At 57.4% G+C, this 19,826-nt stretch carries 20 protein-coding genes, 1 pseudogene and 1 riboswitch; of the genes and pseudogenes, 4 read left to right on the top strand and 17 right to left on the bottom strand.

Features of this window, described 5'->3' with window-relative positions; genetic code table 11:
* Positions 1-3: 3 nt before the first annotated feature.
* Genes AAFN47_RS00960 through AAFN47_RS00950 form a run of 3 tightly spaced genes read right to left on the bottom strand, consistent with a single transcriptional unit; the run spans position 4 to position 2,173 of the window.
* Positions 4-1,323: an RNA polymerase sigma factor gene (locus AAFN47_RS00960; RefSeq protein ID WP_499807293.1), complete on the bottom strand. Its 1,320-nt coding sequence runs from the start codon at positions 1,321-1,323 to the stop codon at positions 4-6.
* Positions 1,254-1,616 (bottom strand): YciI family protein, encoded by a 363-nt coding sequence (locus tag AAFN47_RS00955; protein WP_499807292.1) that lies wholly within the window; start codon positions 1,614-1,616, stop codon positions 1,254-1,256. Before AAFN47_RS00955 ends, AAFN47_RS00960 begins: the two co-directional genes overlap by 70 nt.
* 14 nt (positions 1,617-1,630) lie before the next feature.
* Complete coding sequence (locus tag AAFN47_RS00950) at positions 1,631-2,173, bottom strand: SRPBCC family protein (protein ID WP_499807291.1); 543 nt, start codon at positions 2,171-2,173, stop codon at positions 1,631-1,633.
* Between the two features lie 207 nt (positions 2,174-2,380).
* Here AAFN47_RS00950 and htpG point away from each other — a divergent pair, with 207 nt between their 5' ends.
* Positions 2,381-4,261 (top strand): molecular chaperone HtpG, encoded by a 1,881-nt coding sequence (gene htpG / locus AAFN47_RS00945; RefSeq protein ID WP_499807290.1) that lies wholly within the window; start codon positions 2,381-2,383, stop codon positions 4,259-4,261.
* Positions 4,262-4,287: 26 nt separating this feature from the next.
* Here the strand turns inward: htpG and AAFN47_RS00940 are convergent, their stop codons facing one another.
* The 12 genes and pseudogenes from AAFN47_RS00940 to AAFN47_RS00885 all read right to left on the bottom strand — a co-directional run bounded on the left by AAFN47_RS00940 (position 4,288) and on the right by AAFN47_RS00885 (position 14,065).
* Entirely contained in the window at positions 4,288-4,665 is a 378-nt protein-coding gene (locus AAFN47_RS00940) for an MAPEG family protein (RefSeq protein WP_499807289.1), read from the bottom strand.
* Between the two features lie 153 nt (positions 4,666-4,818).
* Positions 4,819-5,667: pseudogene (locus tag AAFN47_RS00935) on the bottom strand (malonyl-CoA decarboxylase domain-containing protein).
* Positions 5,668-5,904: 237 nt separating this feature from the next.
* Positions 5,905-6,693 (bottom strand): transporter substrate-binding domain-containing protein, encoded by a 789-nt coding sequence (locus AAFN47_RS00930; RefSeq protein WP_499807288.1) that lies wholly within the window; start codon positions 6,691-6,693, stop codon positions 5,905-5,907.
* A 35-nt stretch (positions 6,694-6,728) separates the two neighbouring features.
* Complete coding sequence (locus AAFN47_RS00925; RefSeq protein ID WP_499807287.1) at positions 6,729-7,436, bottom strand: amino acid ABC transporter permease; 708 nt, start codon at positions 7,434-7,436, stop codon at positions 6,729-6,731.
* On the bottom strand, positions 7,433-8,110 hold the full coding sequence (locus AAFN47_RS00920; RefSeq protein WP_499807286.1) for an amino acid ABC transporter permease: 678 nt from the start codon (positions 8,108-8,110) through the stop codon (positions 7,433-7,435). The genes AAFN47_RS00925 and AAFN47_RS00920 overlap by 4 nt, the downstream gene beginning before the upstream one ends.
* A gap of 123 nt (positions 8,111-8,233) precedes the next feature.
* A complete protein-coding gene (locus AAFN47_RS00915; protein WP_499807285.1) occupies positions 8,234-8,440 on the bottom strand; it encodes a hypothetical protein in 207 nt (68 codons plus the stop codon).
* 4 nt (positions 8,441-8,444) lie between these two features.
* Complete coding sequence (locus tag AAFN47_RS00910) at positions 8,445-8,921, bottom strand: hypothetical protein (protein WP_499807284.1); 477 nt, start codon at positions 8,919-8,921, stop codon at positions 8,445-8,447.
* Positions 8,922-8,926: 5 nt separating this feature from the next.
* Positions 8,927-10,165: an agmatinase family protein gene (locus tag AAFN47_RS00905; RefSeq protein ID WP_499807283.1), complete on the bottom strand. Its 1,239-nt coding sequence runs from the start codon at positions 10,163-10,165 to the stop codon at positions 8,927-8,929.
* The gene (locus AAFN47_RS00900; protein WP_499807282.1) at positions 10,162-10,962 is read right to left on the bottom strand and encodes an ABC transporter ATP-binding protein; all 801 of its coding nucleotides are present in this window, start codon (positions 10,960-10,962) and stop codon (positions 10,162-10,164) included. The genes AAFN47_RS00905 and AAFN47_RS00900 overlap by 4 nt, the downstream gene beginning before the upstream one ends.
* On the bottom strand, positions 10,959-11,780 hold the full coding sequence (locus AAFN47_RS00895) for an ABC transporter permease (RefSeq protein WP_499807281.1): 822 nt from the start codon (positions 11,778-11,780) through the stop codon (positions 10,959-10,961). Before AAFN47_RS00895 ends, AAFN47_RS00900 begins: the two co-directional genes overlap by 4 nt.
* Positions 11,781-11,841: 61 nt before the next feature.
* Positions 11,842-12,912: a putative urea ABC transporter substrate-binding protein gene (locus AAFN47_RS00890; protein WP_499807924.1), complete on the bottom strand. Its 1,071-nt coding sequence runs from the start codon at positions 12,910-12,912 to the stop codon at positions 11,842-11,844.
* Positions 12,913-13,018: 106 nt separating this feature from the next.
* Positions 13,019-13,139: riboswitch (guanidine-I (ykkC/yxkD leader) on the bottom strand.
* 182 nt (positions 13,140-13,321) lie between these two features.
* The gene (locus AAFN47_RS00885; protein WP_499807280.1) at positions 13,322-14,065 is read right to left on the bottom strand and encodes an alpha/beta fold hydrolase; all 744 of its coding nucleotides are present in this window, start codon (positions 14,063-14,065) and stop codon (positions 13,322-13,324) included.
* Positions 14,066-14,230: 165 nt separating this feature from the next.
* Here AAFN47_RS00885 and AAFN47_RS00880 point away from each other — a divergent pair, with 165 nt between their 5' ends.
* Positions 14,231-15,037, top strand: a complete 807-nt coding sequence (locus AAFN47_RS00880) for a glycosyltransferase family 25 protein (protein ID WP_499807279.1) — start codon at positions 14,231-14,233, stop codon at positions 15,035-15,037.
* A 2-nt stretch (positions 15,038-15,039) separates the two neighbouring features.
* Positions 15,040-15,846 (top strand): glycosyltransferase family 25 protein, encoded by an 807-nt coding sequence (locus AAFN47_RS00875; RefSeq protein ID WP_499807278.1) that lies wholly within the window; start codon positions 15,040-15,042, stop codon positions 15,844-15,846.
* Positions 15,847-15,851: 5 nt separating this feature from the next.
* On the opposite strand, the gene AAFN47_RS00870 is transcribed toward AAFN47_RS00875, so the two are convergent.
* Together AAFN47_RS00870 and AAFN47_RS00865 are read right to left on the bottom strand one after the other, a co-directional pair.
* Positions 15,852-16,835, bottom strand: coding sequence for an isopenicillin N synthase family dioxygenase (locus tag AAFN47_RS00870; protein WP_499807277.1), 984 nt, complete (start codon positions 16,833-16,835; stop codon positions 15,852-15,854).
* A 140-nt stretch (positions 16,836-16,975) separates the two neighbouring features.
* The gene (locus AAFN47_RS00865; protein WP_499807276.1) at positions 16,976-17,884 is read right to left on the bottom strand and encodes a LysR family transcriptional regulator; all 909 of its coding nucleotides are present in this window, start codon (positions 17,882-17,884) and stop codon (positions 16,976-16,978) included.
* A 132-nt stretch (positions 17,885-18,016) separates the two neighbouring features.
* Here AAFN47_RS00865 and atzF point away from each other — a divergent pair, with 132 nt between their 5' ends.
* The gene (gene atzF / locus AAFN47_RS00860; protein ID WP_499807275.1) at positions 18,017-19,813 is read left to right on the top strand and encodes an allophanate hydrolase; all 1,797 of its coding nucleotides are present in this window, start codon (positions 18,017-18,019) and stop codon (positions 19,811-19,813) included.
* The last annotated feature ends 13 nt before the right edge of the window (positions 19,814-19,826 follow it).

Below are 19,826 nucleotides of genomic sequence, written 5' to 3'. Positions count from 1 at the left end.
TCTTCAGGCGGATTTCGACATTATCCGCTTTTCCTGCATCTCCAGATAGCGCCGCGCCGGAATATTCGTTGAAAGGTCTATCGCCCTTCGGTAGGCCTTGAGGGCCGCCTCCCGTTCTCCCACCATCTCGAGAAGGCGGGCGCGTGTGGCCCAGGCCGGTTGGAACTGCTCGATGGCAGCTGGTTCGAGCTTGCCGAGACATTTAAGCCCCTCCTCGGCGTCTAACGCCATTCCTACTGACGCCGCCCAGGCCACGCCGGCGCCAATAGTCGGATGGACGCGAACCAACGCCTCGTAGAGACGGCTGATCATGGGCCAGTTCGTCACTCCGGTCGAAATTCGCTCACTGTGGACCTCCTGAATGGCCGCCTCGATCTGGAAACGTCCAGGCAGTTCTTCAACAACGTTGAGAGCCTGGGCGGCCGCAAGCAAACTGAAGGCGCGCGAGATCATCCGGAAATCCCACAGTCGGACGTCCTGTTCGTCGAGCGGCACGAGCACGCCGTCCCGTGAATGGCGCGCAGCGCTGCGCGCACAGGTGAATGACAACAACGACGCGAGGCCGAGCACTTCTGCCTGCTCCGGCAGAAGTTCAGCAAGAAGCGTGGAAAGATAAAGAGCTTCGGATGCGAGATCGTCCGCATTTGCAGAGACGCCATCAATTGACAAGGCGTAGGACCCGTAGATCGCCTCCAGCACCGCCTCGAGCCGCGCCGGCATTTCCGTTCTGCCCGGGATGGCAAAAGGAATGGCGCTCGCCTTTATCTTTCGTTTTGCGCGAACCAATCTCTGCGCCATCGCCGCCTCGGGCACGAGAAACGCCCGGCCGATTTCCGATGCCTGAAGACCGAGCACCGTCTGCAAGTTCATCGGCGTGCGAACGGATTCATCTATGGCCGGATGGGCGCATACGAAAAGGAGTTCCAGGCGCTTGTCAGGAATTGAGTCCGGGTCGATATCCGTCATTGCTACCGCCATTCCGTCGGTCAAGTCAGCCCTCGTTCGATTGGCTGCGCTCTTGTGGTGATCGCGCATGCGATTGCGCGACACCGTCAGGAGCCAGGCCTCGGGATTTGTCGGGACGCCCCGCTCGGGCCACGTTTCCAGCGCTGTTCGAAACGCATCAGCCAGCGCATCTTCCGCCGACATGATGTCACCGGTCCGGCTCCCGAGCAGAGCCAGCAAACGACCGTAAGAGAGCCGCGCCACTTCGGCGGCGCGGCCTTGTGCATCGGATAGTTCCGACTGTTTTCCTATCTCTGACCTCCTTCCGGCATCGCCGAGGGTCGGACTTCGATCAGGCCGTAATGAATGCTTGGACATTTCTCAGCCCAGGCGAGCGCCGCATCGAGATCCGGGACATCGATGACGAAATAGCCCCCCAACTGCTCCTTCGTATCGGCGTAGGGGCCATCCTGGATGCGCCTTTGGCCGTCCTTCAGGCATATACGCGTGGCGGTCGCGCTCGGCTGCAACCAGTCCGTATCCACGAAGACCCCCGCTTCCGTCAGCGCCTGGATGTATTTCCCGTATATCTCCATCTGCTGCTTCATCTGTTCCGGCGTTACACCGGCCATCGCGGCTTCGTCGTTGTACAAGAATAATGTGTATCGCATGTTTTTCGTTCCGTTCAGTTGGCGCCGGCCAGGCGGCGATCGCCCTTCAGCACGTTTTCAAGATTGGCAAGTCCGCGTTCGTATTTAGGCCCCAGTATGTTCCCCATGAAAAGACTGAAAATCCGGGGCAAGGGGTTGAATCCTGACTGCAATTGAACGGACCATGTTATTTGCGTTCCGCCATCCGCCGGGTCGAGGGTGAATGTTTGCACCGATTGCCCCATGTAACCCATGTCGATTTCCATCGTCACGGATCGATCAATCACCATGTCTACGATCGTCTGGGTTCCCCTGCCCTCGCGCCCCCGAAAGGAGAATCCGGATCCGACGCCACTTGCCGGGCCGAAGTGTTCGATTTCCAGCTTGGGATCAGCGTCACGGAAGGGATTGAAGGTCTGGAATCCACGACTTCTGGAAAGCAATGTGAATATTTCTGACGGCGCGGCGGAACTTGTCGCCGATCTCTGAACGGTTTTCTGTGAAGGGATCATCAAAAACCCGGCGGAGACGATTGCAAAGGCGCTGGCCCCGGCCAGAAACAGTGTCGATATTGTCATGTCTTGCTCCATCAATTGCTCGTTGTCTCGAAGAAGACGCTGATGTCTTCAGAGCCATGACGATCGCCCCGGCCATCAATCGACATATTTTCATATCAATCTCAAAAATGGCCGTTCCGGACCAGGGCTTGTGACCTAGCGTCTGTCCGCCTATATCAGCGGCAATTCAACCATAATCGTTACAAGAACTGGAGGATCTGTCCCACCATGAGCGAAACGGCTGCAAAGGAAACATACTCATTCCAGACCGAAGTCGGGCGGCTTCTCGATATCGTTGCGGGCTCGCTCTACTCCAATCGCGAGATCTTTCTTCGCGAACTGGTCTCCAACGCATCGGACGCCTGCGACAGGCTGCGCTATCTGGCGATCACCGCGCCGTCTCTCGTCGAGGGCGATCAGCAATTCCGCATCGAAATCAGCCTTGATGCGAAAGCCAAGACCATCACGATTCGTGATAACGGCGTCGGCATGAACCATGACGACCTGCTGGAAACGCTGGGCACGATCGCCCGCTCCGGCACGGCCGCCTATCTCGAAACCCTGGAGAAGAGCGACAAGAAGAACGGCAAAAGCGATCTCAGCCTCATCGGCCAGTTCGGCGTCGGTTTCTACTCCGCCTTCATGGTTTCCGACCGGGTTGACGTGGTCACCAGAAAGGCTGGCGAAGAAGAGGCCTGGCTCTGGTCTTCCGACGGCAAGGGCGAATTCTCGATTGAACCTTCAGAACGGGACGAGCGCGGCACGACCGTAACGCTTCATATAAAGAAGGACGCCAAGGAGTTCCTCGAAGAGCCGCGCATCCGCCATGTCATCAAAACCTATTCCGATCACATCGGATTTCCGGTCAAACTCGGCGACGAGACCCTCAACGAAGCCTCGGCGATCTGGACCAGGCAACCGAAGGAAATCACCGAAGAGCAACACAAGGAATTCTATCATCACATCGCCCACGCCTTCGATGATCCGTGGATGACGATCCACAATCGCGTGGAAGGCGTGGTGAGCTATATCAACCTGCTCTACATCCCCTCGACCCAGCCATTCGATCTTTTCGAGCCTGAACGCAAAGGACACGTAAAGCTCTATGTAAACCGCGTCTTCATCACCGAGGATACAAGCGGCCTCTTGCCGACGTGGCTACGCTTCCTCCGTGGCGTCGTGGATTCAGAAGATCTCACCTTGAACATCTCGCGCGAGATGCTGCAGACCGATCCGAAACTGGCGAAGATCCGGACAGGCCTGACAAAGAAGGTCCTCACCGAGATCAAGAAGAAGGCCGAAAAGAAACCGGAGGAGTACGAGACGTTCTGGAGCAATTTCGGAGCCGTCGTGAAGGAAGGCCTGATCGAGGACGCAACCCTGCGCGACCGGATACTGGAAATCTGCTGGTTCACCTCGACAGAAGGCAGCGGGCAGATCAGCCTCGCCGACTACGTGGGCCGTATGAAGGAAGGTCAGGACGCGATCTACTACATCGCCGGCGAAGACGCTGTAAAGATCGCCCACTCGCCACATCTCGAAGGCTTCAAGGCCAAGGGTATCGAGGTTCTGTTGCTCTCCGATCCAGTCGATGAATTCTGGATGCAGCACGTCACGGAGTATGAAGGCAAGCCATTCAAATCGATCACGAGAGGCGCTGCGGATCTTGACGCCATCAAGGGCGAAGAGTCCTCGGATGAAAAGAAGGAAGACGACGACACGGCGTCGCTCGACAGCCTGATTGCTGCGATCAAACAGGAACTCGGCGCCGAAGTGAAGGACGTCCGTTCATCAAAGCGGCTGACCGAAAGCCCGGTCTGCCTGATCGCAGATGAGGGCGACATGGATGTCAATCTGGAACGTCTGCTTAAACGTCACGGCAGGCTCCAAGGCGGCGGCATGCCGCGCATCCTCGAGATCAATCCGGGCCATACCATGGTGAAGAAGCTTGCGGAGCGCGCCGGACATTCAGACGCCGAAAACGATCCTCTGCTCAAGGACGCCGCGCACCTTCTTCTGGATCAGGCGCGAATCGCCGATGGCGAGGCGCCCGCCGATCCGGTTGAATTCGGACGGCGTCTCACCGCTGTGATGGAAAGCGCGCTGTAGACCACAAGGCCGGCGTCTGCGCCGGCCTACATCAGTTGCACGAACATCATGATCAGGCCGATAATCGAAATCAGCCACAGGCCTGTGCGCAGGAACTTTACGCCGGCCAGATAGGCCGGAAGGTAAAGTATCCGCGCGATGATCCAGATCGCAGCCCCCATTCCGCCGACGTTTCCAACGGCAATCAACGCAAGATCGAGCGCTACAAAGGGCACAAGGTTCTGGACATAGTTCTCCAGAGCCCGGCTGGCGCGCCCGCACACTGTTCCCTTAGGCTGCCTCTGTTCGTCGCGTGACGAAAACAGATAGTCGTCTCCGAACTCCGAGCGTGCGACAAGAACCTGGACTAAAACGTGGGCCAGCCAGAGGGCCATAGCGATCTGAAGGCAAAGCAACTCACTCATTCGTCTCCCCTCCTATGAGATAGACGCAGGTGTTTGAACACAACGAGTGTTACGCCCCAAGAGTACTTCACCACGCCAATTGATACAAATTGACGGTCTCCGGGCCGTCGATCGCTATTCTTTCAGGCTGCAGGCAAATTGAAATTTGAAAGACTAGGCATTGGCCGCTTTTCGGGTTTTGCGATCCGGCAATTCAGCTTTCAGAATCCCATTGATCGCGCTCACACGGGCAATCGCGCTATTCTCTTCAAAAGCCTTGTGATTGGCTTCGAGCTGTTCGAGATCGTAGAGGTAGTTGACCATGACGCCGCAGGATTGACGAATGCCGTTGGCCGAAGTATCGGCCATGGGCAGAATGTCATGAATGAGCGCGCCATTTCCAAGATGAAAGCGCGCGACGGGGTCGAACGGGAGGCCATTGGCTCGTTTCTCTTCCACGAGATACCGTGCCGCGAGGTAGCGCAGGCTGTTGGACATCGGTTCAAGAGGCTCTGCGCCCTCTTTACCTTCCGCCGCTTCCGCTGCTGAAAGGATTTCTGAAATTCGCTAATCTTGTTCCGAACTTGTCTGCTTTTCCAGCCAGGCGCGGAACCCCGGAAGCGGCGACAGCGTCACATAGGCGTTCAAACGCGGAAAGTCCCGGGAAAGGCTCTCGACGACCTGCTTGATCAGAAAATTCCCGAATGACATTCCACCGAGCCCCTGCTGAGAATTGGATATGGAATAGAAGACCGCAGTGTCTGCCTCCGATTCCGCAAGGATCCGCCTTTCTTTGGAAAGAATGTCCTGAACCGAAGCAGGTATCCCTTTGCACAGGGCGATTTCCACGAAAATCAATGGTTCGTCAGGCGTCGCGGGATGGAAAAATCCAAAGCACAACCGGTCCTCCGGCTCAATCCGCCGCCGAAGATCATCCCAATCGTCGATCGGGTGGACAGCCTCATATTCAATGATTTTTTCCAGGACGCTGGTCGGCGCTTCCCAGTCAATTCTGCGGAGCACGAATAATCCCCTCATGAACCAGGTTAAAAAGCGTTGAAAGAAATGAATGTCGATCCCGCCGCGCGACGAAGTTTCCTTCATGGCTCGGTAAAGATCAAGTCACATCATGTCAGGTTTGAAGATGCGCCGATGCGTAGCGGCGCTGAAAATGATTGGCGGCGCACCGGACAAAAACGTGTGTGCGGTGGAAACCGGTATCCGCCTCACCGCAAAGCGGTGAGGCAAAGATATTGCAGATTATAGCGACGGAAGCGGCGGAAGCTTCTGACCCAGCCACTTTTGCGAGAGTTCATCCAGCTGCCCGCCTAGCTTCTTGTGCAGAATGAAGACATTGACCCACTGGAGAAGATCAAGGTTCCCCTTCTTCACACCGATGAACGCCGGCGATTCCTTTATGATGAACTTGGTTTCGATATCGAGGTCCGGATTGTCAGCGGAAAGTTGCGCGGCGACGGTGTTGCCGGTCACGAGCACGTCAACCTGCTTTGAGAGATAGGCCGACAGCGTCGCTGCATTGTCGCCGAAGCGAACAATCTCCATACCTTCCGGACCATTCTCGGTCAGTTCAAGGTCCTCTAGCGTGCCGCCGGTTAAGCCGATCTTCTTGCCGGCCAGATCATCCATGGAGGCAATCGCAACGTCTGACGCGGCGAACGCGCCCGAGAAGAAGGGAGCGTAGGCGCTCGAAAACCAGATCGACTTGGCGCGTTCCGGGTTGGCGCCCATGGAAGAAATCACAAGATCGACGCGATCCGTTTCAAGGAACGGGATGCGCTGCTTGGAGGTTACCGGGACTAATTCAAGTTCGACGCCGAGATCCTCGGCGATGAGATTGGACACATCGACATCATATCCGACATGTTCGCCTTCATCCCCGAGCGATCCGAATGGCGGGAAATTTTCGGGCACTGCGATCTTGATCGTCCCGGCGCTCAGGATGTCCGAAAGATCGGCGTGAGCCACGCCGACCTGCAACATCATTGATGCAAGCAATCCGACCGCTGCGGCCTTGAGTGTGTTCCTCATGTCTTTTCCTTTCCTCTTCACATGAAACTCTGCGTTTAGGCGACTGCCGGCTTGTCCCTGGCCTTGACGGCGCCGAGCTTGCGTTCGAGATGACGCGACCAGGCCGAAAGCGGAAAACAAAGGCAGAAATAGATCAGCGCCATCAGCGGGTAGATGACGAAGGGCTCCGTGTCGGCCACCGGCGCGTTCGCCCAGCGGCGGCCGACGGCCATGAGATCGTGAAAGCCGATAATGTAGGCAAGCGACGTACCTTTGATGATCTGCACCATGAAACCGACGGTCGGCGCCAGCGACAGCCGAAAGGCCTGCGGGACGATGATGAGACGAACAATCTTCAGAAAACGCAGTCCGAGCGCCCTGCCCCCTTCCCACTGACCTTCCGGGATGGCCTCCACTGCTCCGCGCCAGACATCTGAAAGATAGGCGCTTGCGTACAGCGTCAGCGCGACGCCGGCTGCGATCCAGGAGTTGATGTCGACCCCCAGCAACCGCGGCACGCCCAGTCCAAGCAGGAAGAGGAGCATAAGCAGCGGGATCGACTGAAACAGCCAGATGTAGGCGCTGGCGACCGCCTTGGCCCGCTTCGATGGCGCAATCCGCATCAACATGACAGCGAGCCCGATCAGACCGCCCCCGATAAAGGCAATCGCAGACAGGTATATCGTGAATTGCGTAGCGTCGAGCAGTTGGAAAATCACGATGCCGAACGGTTTGCCGAGTATGGATACGAAGAAATCTTTCATCGCACCGTCCGCCACTTGAAGGCTGAGCGGTAGATAGCATTCAGCAAGGCTTTGAAGCTCAGCGCCAATACTATGTAAATCACCGTCAGCGCGGTAAATACCTCGAAGGAGCGGAATGTTCTGCTGTCGATGTAAAGGCCCGCATGGGTCAGATCCGCCACGCCGATTTCGGCAATCACCCCGGTTGTCAGGAACAGAAAGATGAACTGGCTGTTCAGCGACGGATACATCGCGGCAACGGCCTGGGGGAAAACGACCCTGCGAAAGATCGTCGCCTTTCGAATGCCGAGAGCCGCGCCGGCCTCCAGCTGTCCCGACGGGATCGAACTAAAACCGGCGCGCAGAATTTCAGCGAAATAAGCGGAAAAATTCAGCGTCAGCGCGAGCAACGCATGCGCCCAGAATGGCCAGCTGTAACCGAGCAGCAGTGGCAATCCAAAGGCAACAAAAAACAATTGGACGATCAGAGGCGTATTTCGGATGAACTCGACATAGGCCGCCGATAGCCGACCAAGCACAGGCACCTCGGCGTAGCGGCTGACGGCAAGAAGCGTCGCGAGAAGAAATCCCACCAGACCGCCGCCAACTGCGAGCGATGCGCTGACGCCGGCCCCCTTTGCAAGCAGCATCAGATATTCGCTGCTTCGGTAGATCTCAAAGAACCTGAATTCCAAGCCTCTCTCCTCAGGCGACGAAATATAGCCAAGCAAGAAGGGCGCCATACGATTCAGTACTGATTGCCGGACTTCGGAGCCGCCAGGCTCCAGAAGGCGCCCATTTGTTCGGCATTGGCGCCTTTATTTGCTCCGCCGCGCCTGGAAAAACCTGATTGCGAAGGCCGTCACAGCCGCAATCGCGAACAAGGACACAACCGTGTGAAACGGAGACGCGGTGATGTGACTGGCCAGCTTTCCCACCGGCAGATGGTCATGACTGCCTGGATGCGCAAAGGCCCGTCCGCTCGACACCAGAACCAGGGCTGAGACGATGGTTCGATTGATCATGGTTTTATCCTTCCTCTGAATGAAAACGCGCTTTTAAAAGAGTTACGAGATCCACGTCGTCCCGCTCGGTCAACGAGACATAGGTGAATGTCATATTCTCGCGCTCGCTGACCATTTCACCGGGAAACGGCATGTAGACGAGTTCACGCGAAGCAAAGGCCGGAGACGCGGTTCCGATCTGCCAATTCGAGACGATCGAGGCGTCGACCAGGTTCAGCGTCAGCCCGTCGGCTCCCTTCCTCGTGAACGGTATTCCCGAAAGTCTGAGATACGATGTCTTGTCGTCCGCCTTTCTGAATGCGTCGATGAAACTCGCGGCCAAAGACTGCAATTCATCCATGCGTTCGCGGTTCGGGGTTCCGTGTATGTGCGAATGCAAGTGGTCGACGGAATGATTGTGTCCGGCGCCATGAGGATGGTGCTCGTGGTCATGATGATGATGGTGGTGATCATGATCGTGATCGTGATGATGGTGTCCCATGAGCCCTACTCCACATCCGGTCCGGCTGGAATCGTGACAGGTTTGTCTATGATGGACTTTTGCGACCCCATCTTGCCGTGGGAAACGAGCGTGCCCAGCACGTCGACAATGACGCGCGTCGCGAGAAGCGCTGTGATGTCGGATGTGTCGTATGGCGGCGAAACCTCGACGACCTCGAGACCGCATATGCCTTCAGCGGCAACCAGTGAAACGAGTTCAAGCGCTTCTCTCGGCAGGAAACCGCCAGGCTCCGGCCAGCCGGTTCCAGGCACGAAGCCGCAGTCGACACTGTCGATGTCGAACGAGATGTAGACGGCGTCGGCGTCTTTCCAGGCGAGTTCCAGCGCCCGGGCAGCCGTTTCCGCAAGTCCCAGTTCCTCCACATCCCGCATGGTGAAGATGTTGGTGTTGCGCTTTCGGGCGATCTCGACGCCTTCGCGCGGCACCTGCCAGCCGCCGATGCCGACCTGTACAAGGTTGATGGCCGGCACATTGACGAGGTCCGTTGCGTGGAACCACGGAGTTGTGTGCATGCGCTCGTCGAGATCCTTCTCCTGGATATCGATGTGGCGGTCGAAATGGACAATGCCAATCCTTTTCGATGTGCATTCCGCAATTCCGCGCACGCATGGAAAGCCGATCGAATGATCGCCGCCAATTATGATTGGCAGCGCGCCGGAAGACACGACGTGGCTCACGGCCCGGGTTATCTGATCGAAGGTCTTTTCGATATTGGCTGGAATCGTGAAAACGTCGCCAACGTCGCAAAGCGTCATCTGCTCGCGCAGGTCGATTCCCATCTCGTAATTGTAGGGCGTGTAGAGCGCTGAAATCCGGCGCACGCCCTGCGGGCCGAAACGCGTGCCCGGTCGATAGGTCGTGCCGCCATCGAACGGAATGCCGATAACGGCGGCGTCGTAAGCGCTTACCTTTGTGACGTCTTCAATATAGGGGGCCTTCAGAAAGGTGTTGATGCCAGCGTAGTGAGGCAATTCACCACGCGCGAATGTGGGGATCGACTTGTCTTCAAGTCTGTCCGATCCGGTCAGTCCCATGCGCAACGCCCACTGCTTTTCCTTTTCCCACGCAGCCGTTGGCAACGTCCCTTCCTTCTCGGCCGCCTTCCAACCGCGCAATTGCAACTTGTCGAAGTCCGGATGATGGTGTCGTACAGACGCGCCCCGGCAGAGTGTTCCCGCTGCCCTATGCTTGCGGGCAGGTTCCGTCGCAAATATGTCCTTCATGCGTTTGCTCCTGTGCTTGTGTCGGCGTTCATCGCCAGTCCGGCCAGTTCCGGCGGCGGTCCCGCGTCTTTTCTGGTGAGTGGAAGGTCGTAAGTGATAGTCGCGCCATAGGCGTCCGGCGCGTGCGGATCGTGTCTGATCTTGTCGAAGACAAGAATGCGCGTTCCCAGCTTGAAGGCTTCCCGAATGTCGTGCGTGACCATGAACACGGTCATTTCGAGTTCTCTCCAGAGGCCAAGAAGCAGGTCATGCATATCGGCGCGAATACCCGGATCCAGCGCCCCGAACGGTTCGTCGAGCAGCAGCACCTTCGGGCGTTTCAAAAGCGCCTGCGCGATCGCGAGGCGCTGCTGCATGCCGCCAGACAATTGAACCGGATATTTCAGGCGCGCCGAACCAAGGCCAATCTTTTCCAATGTGTCATCAATCTCGGCGCGCGCCGCCTTTCGCGACGGGCCGAAGGAGCGGCCGAAAGGGCGAGAGCGCTCGAATTCCAGGGCGAGAATGAGATTGTCCTCGACCGTCAAATGCGGAAACACCGAATATTTCTGGAATACAATGCCACGATCAGGTGTCGGTTCTCCCGGCAATGGCGCGCCGTCAATCTCGATCCGTCCACGCGACGGCGTTTCTTGCGACAGCAGCATGCGCAGAAAGGTCGACTTGCCGCAGCCCGAGGCGCCGACAATCGTGCAGAACGCCCCCTCCTCCACGTCCAGATTGAGACGCTCAAGAACGGTCATGTCGCCATAGGTTTTTGCGACATTGCGTACAGATATTTTCGGAGGCGCGCTCACAGGGTTTCTCCGCCGAGATGATGCCAGGGGAATGCGCGTTTCGACAAAAGCAGGAGGAGTCGGTCGATGATGAAAGCAAGCAGCGTGATCCAGACGACATAGGGAAGGATCACGTCCATCGCGAGATAGCGCCGTACGAGAAAAATCCGGTATCCGAGACCTGAGGTCGAGGCGATCGCCTCGGCCGAGATGAGGAAGATCCAGGCAGGAACCAGTCCCAGGCGCATAACATTGACAAGCTTCGGAAGCGTTTGCGGCAAGACGACCCGGAAAATCATCTGCAGGACGCTCGCGCCGAGCGTCTCGGCCTTGATGATCAATTCGCGAGGGATGTTCATTACCTCCTGCGAAACTGATCGGATCATGACGGGCGCCGTCCCTACAACGATCAGCATGATCTTCGATGTTTCCCCAAGACCGAAGATGATGAACAGGATCGGCAGGATGGTGATTGGCGGAATCAGCGAGAAAGTGGCGATGTAGGGCGCAAGAGTGCTGCGCGCGTGTGGAATGAAACCGATCAAAATGCCGAGCGACAGCGTAAGGATCGTCGCCGCGCCCACGCCCATTCCGAGCCGCCAGAGACTGTCATAGGTGTCGAGCCACAGCAGCAGGTCGCCGGATCGCTTGTCCGGCACAAAGGCCATGCGCCAAAACGTTTCGCCCATATGCTGGAACGACGGCAAAAGCTTGTCTGCCGGATTTTCGAGCCGGCGATAATGGCTCGCCAGCGCGTAGACGCCAATCGTCGCCACAAAGGGCAGCGCCGTCAAAGTAATGCTCGTTACGCGCGATGGCTTGCGATTGATGATGCGCACGAAGAATACCTCGGTGCGACGGTCCGGCGGAAGGATCCCGCCGGACCGTCGGTTGCCGTGGTTACAGTTTGTCGCCCGCCGCCATCTCCATGTAGGAGGTGTCAAAGCGCAGCTTCACATTGTCCGCGTCGCCGTAAACGCTCCCATCCGGGAACTCGACCCCGACGAATTCAGGACTCGGCGCGCCTTCACCGAGAATTCCATTATCGAAGAGGAATTCAGCGACGAATTTTGAAGTCTCCGCAAGTTCCGGAGATTTGGTGAACTCGACGGCTGCATCCGGCGTGTAGAACATCATTGTCGTGGCCAATTGAGCATCATATCCAGGGAGATCGGTGCCGGAAGCTTCGGCCATCGCCGTGCGCGCCTCTTTGCCATCTTCGCTGTCGGAAGACATGATGCCCATCAGTTCGTACCAGGCGCCGACAAGCGCCCTGCCGAAATCCGGATTGTCCGCCAGCGTTTCGGAGTTGACCATCATGATGTCGATGATCTCGCCCGGAATGCCGGAGCTGTTGAATACTTCGGTAGCGTTCGCCTGGGCGACGATCTCCGACAAAAGCGGATTCCACGTGACAACCGCCGTTACGTCCGGCGTCGCATAGGCCGCAATCATGTCGGCGTCCGACGTATTGACCACCGTGATGTCTTTTTCGGACATGCCGACGCTATCCAGGGCGCGGGCGAGCAGATAGTGCGAGACCGAAAGCTCGACCAGATTGACGTTCTGGCCCTTGATCTCATCCAGCTTCGTCTTGTCCTTGAGGACAATGCCGTCATTTCCGTTTGAGTAATCGCCGACGATCAGCGCCGTCGTGTCGACGCCGCCGCCAGCGGGTATCGACAGCGCGTCCATATTCGTCATTGAGCAGCCGTCATACTCGCCGGCTGTATACTGGTTGATCGATTCGACATAGTCGTTGATCTGAACGATATCGACCGTGATGTCGTATTTGTCGGCCCATTTCTTCATGAGGCCTGAATCCTGCAGGTAACCCCAGGGCATCCAGCCGACATAGATCGACCAGCAGACTTTGAAGTCCCGTTTTTCTTCGGCATTTGCGATCGTCGCGGCAGACAACGCGGCAGCCAGCAGCGCGGTCATTCCAAGAGCTTTGATGGGTGTTCGTATCATGTCTGTACGCCTTCCTGATTTGCGCCAATCGATGATTGGCTTTCAAAACCTGGGCTCTGCGCACAAACCGGGAGAAGGCCTGCGCGCGCAAACCTGTGCAGTTGTCTCCCGGGATTTTGTCCCGCCGTGTCACCGGCTATGCATGTCGCCGGCTTGCGCCTCTTGGACCAGCGTTCCGCAATATTTGGTCGTATTGCGGAACCGGAACCCTAGGCGCGCTGCACATTAGTTGAGAAAGCAAGGGATGTGCCAATCAATTCACAACCGGTTTGACCACTCATAAAGCGAAGCATTTTCTGAAGGTTACCGTAAAATCCGGCCAAACAGAATCTGGTCGCCAGCGGATTGCCTCATAGCGCAAAGGGGCAGGTTTAGGCCTTCTGCATAAAAATTGGTCAGCGCTCTGCTACTGATTTGCGAGAAACGGCCATATAATTTCCGCCAATCTATCCGGGGCGCTCAGTTGTGGCGCATGTCCAGTCTCCAGAGTTCGGACGACAGCACCCGGCACCAGTTCCTGCATCCGTCTTTGCAACGAAATGTCGATAGACCGGTCCATGGAGCACTCCACATACAGGCGTGGCGCGGCGCCGTAGCGTTCCACGGTCCAGTTCGCTGCGACCGCGCGCCCGGACTCCGGTTGCGGCGTCAGTCTGTCAGCAGCCTCGCGCGCGGCTGCCGGATCGGCGTCATGGTAGAAAATCTCAACCGCCACGTGGGCAGTAACATTACTTGTCGATCGATCGGGCGACCACAGGAGATGGTCGCCAATTCCGATCAGGCCCTTGTCCCTAGCATTTTCCTGCGCAAGCAGGTCACCGAACGACATCCCCGACGGCAGCATCATTCCGGCAAGGTAGACTATGCGGCTTACTCGGTCCGGGCGCACCTCAGCCACCGCGGTCGCGATGTTTCCTCCGCCGGAATGCGCTACGAGGCTGACTGGCCTATCGAGGGCCTCAATGATATCCTCGACATGGCGCGCGTACAGCTCGAGGGTGACCTCCTCGGGACGCGTGGTGTCGGTTCCGTTTCCGGGCAGATCAACAGCATGACACTCAAGCCCCCTCGCCTGCAACAGCCCGATCAGGTGTTGCCATGCCCAGCTTCCCTGCCAGGCGCCGTGTATGAGAACAACCGGATCGAACACAGTATCAGCGAATTTCCCGCAGCAAGTCGCCCGGGTGGGCGACAGTTTACTTTGACAGGCAAAACGTCTAATCGGTGAGCCGCATCGGTGCAATGGTGCAAAACCAATGTGGCGCCCAACCCGGATGCGGAACAGCGGCGCCCGCCAGCAGACCCTAGTTGCGTCATGAGAATATTGCTGATCAATCTGGATCGGTCGCCGGATCGGCTGGCCTGGATGCAAAAGGAAATGGACGAACGCGGACTGACCTTCGACAGGATCAGCGCCGTTGATTTCCAGTCATTATCTCAGGAAGAGATAAGTCGACATCAGATCGATCGTGAAATCATCATGACGATCAGCCCGGGCGACGTCGCCTGCTTCCTCAGTCATCGCAAATGTTGGAATGACATGATCGAGCACGGCGACGATTATGTCTGCATTCTTGAAGACGACATCTATCTCAGCCGGGACGCTGCACAATATCTTTCTTCTGCAGACTGGATTCCAGACGGCGTCGACATCGTCAAGTTGGAGACTTTCCGAGACAAAGTCGGATATCTCGCAAAGGACCCGATTGAAGTCGGCGACCGGATTCTGGCGCCTCTGCTCGGCCGTCATATCGGCGCCGGCGGCTATATCATTTCACGCAAATGCGCCGAACGCCTGCTGAAGACAACTGAGGATTTCCACGACCCCGTGGACGAAATGATGTTTAACCCGAAACTTGGCTTGTTCCAGACGCTGGATATTCTGCAGATTGTTCCAGCGATCTGTATTCAGACCATGCACTATTACGCAGAAGCGTCCGATCCGCTTCCTGGCAGCACAATCCATACGGTGCGTTTGGAGATGCTGAAACCGAGACAGGGATGGAAGAAATTCAAACGTGAGGTGACCCGGCCTTTCATCAATTTCGGCGGATGGCTGCGGATGACCTATATTCGGTTGACGACCCCCAGCGTGTGGGGCGAAATCCCCTTCAGGGAATGAGCATGCGGCTTCTGGTCATCAATCTGGAGCGGTCCCTTGAACGGCGCAAATGGATCACGGACAGCTTCGCCGCCCAGAATCTCGTTCCCGAGTTCATATCTGCGATAGACGCCAATGCAATGGAACCAGGCGACATCGACGCCTGGAATGAATCCAGCGACGGCCCGCCCATGATGGCGGCGGAAATCGCTGTCTTCAAAAGTCATCGCAAGTGCTGGGACGCCGCTGCCTCCGGCGACGAAAAATACGTCTGTATCTTCGAAGACGACGTGCATCTGTCGAGCGACGCGCATCTTTTCCTGAAAGACGAAAGCTGGATTCCGGACGGCGCCGATATCGTCAAGATCGAGACATTCCGAAACAGGGTGCTTTGTTCCCGGCCACCTCTGCAGCCGGTTCACGGACATCAGTTGCTGAGGCTTCACGCGTTGCATTGGGGCGCAGCCGGCTACATCCTGTCGAAATCCTGCGCAGCACGTCTCCTCGAACTCTCCAAGACCCGGCTGTACGCTGCGGACGAGTTCTTGTTTTCGCCCACATTCAGTATTTTCCGGAATCTCGATCTGTTCCAGGTCAGTCCGGCCCTCTGCATCCAGGACATGCAGCTCGATGAAAGCAACAGGACAGGCAATCTTCAGAGCGTCAAGGGCGTGCGCGACGACCAGCACCTGATGCAGCAGCCTCAGGCCCCTGTTCGCGGTTGGAAAAAGGCTCGAAGGGAAATCGAAAGGCCCTTTCGGAAACTGGCCTCGTCCATCGATCGCACGGTCAAAGGCAAGTTCAGCACAGTGATCGACTTCGAGCGCTGACAGCCTCACCCATTATAGGTTCGGCGATACATTTCCTGCAGATGATCCTCAACCTTGACCGGAGCGTATTTTGGCGTTTGCCCATCGCTCAGGCAGGTCGGAATGCATGACACCTCAAAATCGGGGTTCCCGGTGAAGAAGAACGGAACCGAATACCGCTCGCGTCCCGAATGGTTGATCACTCGGTGCAGGGTGGAGCGATACGTGTCGTTCGTCCAACGAGCGATCATGTCGCCGAGATTGATGACGAATGTTCCGGGAATCGGCGTCGCCCGTATCCAGATATTATTGTCCTGATCAAAGACCTGCAGACCGCCGTTTTCGTCCTGCAGGAGAAGCGTCAAACCGCCGAAATCCGTATGGGCGCCAGCGCCGAGTTCGTCCGGGTCCGATTGCGGTTGTTGCGGCGGATAATGCAGCAGGCGCAGGATGGCAAGCGGCTCCCTCACGAAACCCTTGAAGTAGTTCTCGTCCAGATCCAGCGACAACGCCATACCGCGCATCAGCAGTTCCGCGAGATCGAGCATGGCGGCATAGTAGGCGCGCATGGCTGGCTTGAAGCCTGGCAGATCCGCAGGCCACTGGTTCGGACCGTGATTGAACTTGCCCGCCAAGACGCGCGGATCATCCTCCGGCAGTTCGTAGCCGATATAATAGCCTTCCTTGCGATCCGGCTTGGCGCCGGCCTGCAAGGTCTGTCCGCCCAGATGCTCGTAACCGCGATTGCAGGGTGAATGGGCCTTGTCGACCGCGAGCTTTGCGTCCTGGGGCAAGTCGAAGAACGCCTTCGTCTCCGCAAAGACAGCGTCGATCAGACCCGAAGGAATTCCGTGCCCGGAACAATAGAAGAAACCCTTGTCGAGACAGGCGGCGCGCAGCGCCTTGCCCACCTCAAGGCGTTCATCCTCTTTCGAAGATGACATGCCGGAAATATCGATAACCGGAAGCTGCGCCTGATCGACCGCCACAGCGCTGAGTTCTCCAGCCATCTACTGGTCCTTTTTGAAAGTTTGTCCTTGTTACTATGCGGGCATTTTCCGGCGCCGACAAGGTAAATGCCGCCATGAAGAATGCGGCGGAATCTCGTAGATCGATTCAGAAATCAACGCCATCGTTCTGAAGCAGAAGGCTACTCGGTTTCGAAATTTTCCGAAAAGGCATTGGAAAGCTGATCAACGAATCGCGCCGCCGCGACAGGCAGCGTGCGACCGCGGAGATATCCCATATAAATCATCCCGGCAGGAATATCGCGCGTGTCGATCGGCCGATGCACGAGATCGGTGTCGAGACTGTCGGTCGGCAATCCAATCGGAATCTGCAGGCCGATTCCGGAGCTCACTCGGGCGAAGCTGCGCAGAAATTCGAAGCTGTCTGACTCGATCGAAGGACGCGCCTTGAGCGTCGAGCGCTCTGTGCCGGCCTCAAGCAACGCGCGTACGCCGTATGGCGCTGTCGGCAAAGCCAAAGGCCAGGCAGCGCAGTCGCGCAGCCGCAGCACCTCGTGTGAAGCCAGTGGATGTCCCGCGCGCATCACGGCGTGAACCGGTTGCTTGACCCGCAAAATCGTCTGGAAGTCTGCGAACCGGACCGGCTCGAAAACCAACGCCAGATCGACGCTGTAATCCATCAGGGCTTCTTCGGCCGTTCGCCGGTCGCGAACATATACGCCGAAAGTAACGCCGGGATGTTCATCGCGGTAGATCGAAATCTGACGCGGCAGAAAGTAGGGAACCAAAGCCTGGCTGCAGGCGACATTGACGTTCCCGCGCCGGATGCCGGTCAAATCGGAAATCTGCGACCGCACGCGTTCGAGATCGAAAATCTGGTTGCGAATGTGATTGATCAGAATTTCGCCGGCCGCATTCAGTCGGACGCCGCGCGGCAGTCGCTCGAAAATGGGTTCACCCAGTTCTTCCTCGAAGGCCAGGATGCGCCTGTTGAGCGCCGACGACGTGATCGAGAGGGCTTCCGCCGCGCTTCTGATGGAGCCGACGCGCGCGACCGTGTCGATGTACCGGAATGTCTGGAACATCCGCATGCAGTCATACTCCAGTGATGCAAAATGTGCAGCGATGTGATGAAAAGATAACAGATGACCGAACAAGTCACCACGACTAATAGTCACGCGTCCGGACGTGTATAGTGGAGCTGCGCGACAAGCGGGAATGAAATGATACAGGACTTGCCTTTCGATATCGCCAGGCTTCGGGAAGCCTTTCAAAATGGGGAAGCTGCGGAAAACGTCGTCTCAGAATGTTTCCGCAGGATTCGCCTCGCCGACGATCCCGGAATTTTCATAAGCCTGAGGAAAGAAGCGGACGTCATCGCAGAAGCGCGGTCTCTTGGGCCTTTCGATCCTGATGAAAAGCCGCTCTATGGCGTTCCCTTCGCGGTCAAGGACAACATCGATGTCGCTGGCGTTCCAACGACGGCGGCATGCCCCGCATTTACCTATGATCCTCAGTCCGACGCCTTCTGCGTCAAGAAGCTTCGCGAGGCCGGAGCGCTGGTGATAGGCAAAACCAATCTCGACCAGTTCGCGACGGGTCTCGTTGGCGTACGATCTCCCTACCCGATACCTCGAAACGCTATCGACCCGGAGATCGTGCCGGGCGGATCGAGTTCGGGATCGGCGGTCGCAGTATCGCGCGGCATAGTCAGTTTCGCGCTTGGAACGGATACGGCCGGCTCGGGCCGGGCGCCGGCCGCGCTCAACAACATTGTCGGCCTAAAGCCAACGCTGGGCGGCATATCGTCGTCCGGCGTCGTTCCGGCCTGCCGTTCTCTGGATACGGTGTCGATATTGGCGCTGACGGTCGACGACGCCTGGTCCGTCTATCAAACCGTCTGCGCCTACGACGCGGAAGACGCCTATTCGCGTAAGCTGGCTTCGCCGGCCCTATCCGAAATGCCGCCGTCACTTACCGTGGGAATTCCCGACAGTGCTTCCATCGAGTTTTTCGGCGACACCCTGCAAGCTGACTCCTTTGCCTCGGCCGTGGAGACTTTGCGGCGTAAGGGAATGGAGATTGTGGAGCTCAACTTCGCGCCGTTCTATGAAATCGCGAAACTGCTTTATGAAGGACCGTGGGTGGCGGAGCGTTACGCCGCGGTTCGCCAGATTATCGAGACGCAGCCGGATGCTTTGCTGCCGGTCACGTACGGGATCATCTCAAAGGCGGAGACGTTCACCGCAGCGGACGCTTTCGAAGGCGGGTACCGCCTAAAGGAACTCGAGAGAAAAGCCCGCGCGTTGCTGGGATTGGCGGATATGCTCTGTGTCCCGACGATCCCGACATTTTACAGCGTCAGCGACCTGGAGAAAGATCCGGTCGGGCCAAACTCCAATTTCGGGACATACACCAACTTCGTCAATCTGCTCGACCTTTGCGGGATTGCCGTTCCGATAAAGCCAAGGGAAGACGGGCGGCCGGGCAGCGTCACGCTGCTTGGCGACGCAGGACGCGACGCGTTCCTGACGTCGATTGGCGCATGGCTCCACCACGACGCCGATGTTTCTCTGGGCGCCACCGGCTGGGCTATTCCGGAACCCGTACAGCGTACCCCGACCGCTCTCGTTGATGAAATCGCCGTTGCAATGGTTGGCGCGCATATGTCCGGATTGCCACTCAATGGTGAAGTTACGCGTCTTGGCGGACGGTTTCTCCATGCTTCCAGAACCGCTCCAAGCTACCGTTTCTACAGCCTTGCAGGCGGCCCGCCAGCCAGGCCAGGTCTTGTGCGCAGCGAGGGTGGTGGATCAGTCGACCTCGAAATCTGGGCTCTGCCAAAGGCGTCGTTCGGCGAATTCATGGCCGGCATTCCCCAGCCACTCGGCATTGGCACGATCGATATCGAGGACGGCTCGTCGGTTAAAGGATTTCTCTGTGAACCGGCCGGGCTTGAAGGCGCGGTGGAAATTACCGGTTTCGGGGGCTGGCGCGCTTACCTGGCAAGCCTGAACTGATCAAATTGCTGTT

It is taken from the genome of Hoeflea sp. CAU 1731 (genome assembly GCF_039888615.1).
Classification (GTDB): Bacteria; Pseudomonadota; Alphaproteobacteria; order Rhizobiales; family Rhizobiaceae; genus Flavimaribacter.
Note: the sequence above shows the minus strand (reverse complement) of the source record. Positions and strands in the feature narration are given on the sequence as shown.

Bases quoted from the DNA above. Each gene is read 5' to 3' on its own strand.
- htpG (WP_499807290.1), top strand. From the start codon at position 2,381: ATGAGCGAAACGGCTGCAAAGGAAACATACTCATTCCAGACCGAAGTC.
- AAFN47_RS00875 (WP_499807278.1), top strand. From the start codon at position 15,040: ATGCGGCTTCTGGTCATCAATCTGGAGCGGTCCCTTGAACGGCGCAAA.
- atzF (WP_499807275.1), top strand. From the start codon at position 18,017: ATGATACAGGACTTGCCTTTCGATATCGCCAGGCTTCGGGAAGCCTTT.
- AAFN47_RS00915 (WP_499807285.1), bottom strand. From the start codon at position 8,440: ATGATCAATCGAACCATCGTCTCAGCCCTGGTTCTGGTGTCGAGCGGA.
- AAFN47_RS00910 (WP_499807284.1), bottom strand. From the start codon at position 8,921: ATGGGACACCATCATCACGATCACGATCATGATCACCACCATCATCAT.
- AAFN47_RS00880 (WP_499807279.1), top strand. From the start codon at position 14,231: ATGAGAATATTGCTGATCAATCTGGATCGGTCGCCGGATCGGCTGGCC.
- AAFN47_RS00930 (WP_499807288.1), bottom strand. From the start codon at position 6,693: ATGAGGAACACACTCAAGGCCGCAGCGGTCGGATTGCTTGCATCAATG.
- AAFN47_RS00960 (WP_499807293.1), bottom strand. From the start codon at position 1,323: ATGTCCAAGCATTCATTACGGCCTGATCGAAGTCCGACCCTCGGCGAT.
- AAFN47_RS00905 (WP_499807283.1), bottom strand. From the start codon at position 10,165: ATGAAGGACATATTTGCGACGGAACCTGCCCGCAAGCATAGGGCAGCG.
- AAFN47_RS00940 (WP_499807289.1), bottom strand. From the start codon at position 4,665: ATGAGTGAGTTGCTTTGCCTTCAGATCGCTATGGCCCTCTGGCTGGCC.
- AAFN47_RS00865 (WP_499807276.1), bottom strand. From the start codon at position 17,884: ATGCGGATGTTCCAGACATTCCGGTACATCGACACGGTCGCGCGCGTC.
- AAFN47_RS00870 (WP_499807277.1), bottom strand. From the start codon at position 16,835: ATGGCTGGAGAACTCAGCGCTGTGGCGGTCGATCAGGCGCAGCTTCCG.
- AAFN47_RS00950 (WP_499807291.1), bottom strand. From the start codon at position 2,173: ATGACAATATCGACACTGTTTCTGGCCGGGGCCAGCGCCTTTGCAATC.
- AAFN47_RS00925 (WP_499807287.1), bottom strand. From the start codon at position 7,436: ATGAAAGATTTCTTCGTATCCATACTCGGCAAACCGTTCGGCATCGTG.
- AAFN47_RS00955 (WP_499807292.1), bottom strand. From the start codon at position 1,616: ATGCGATACACATTATTCTTGTACAACGACGAAGCCGCGATGGCCGGT.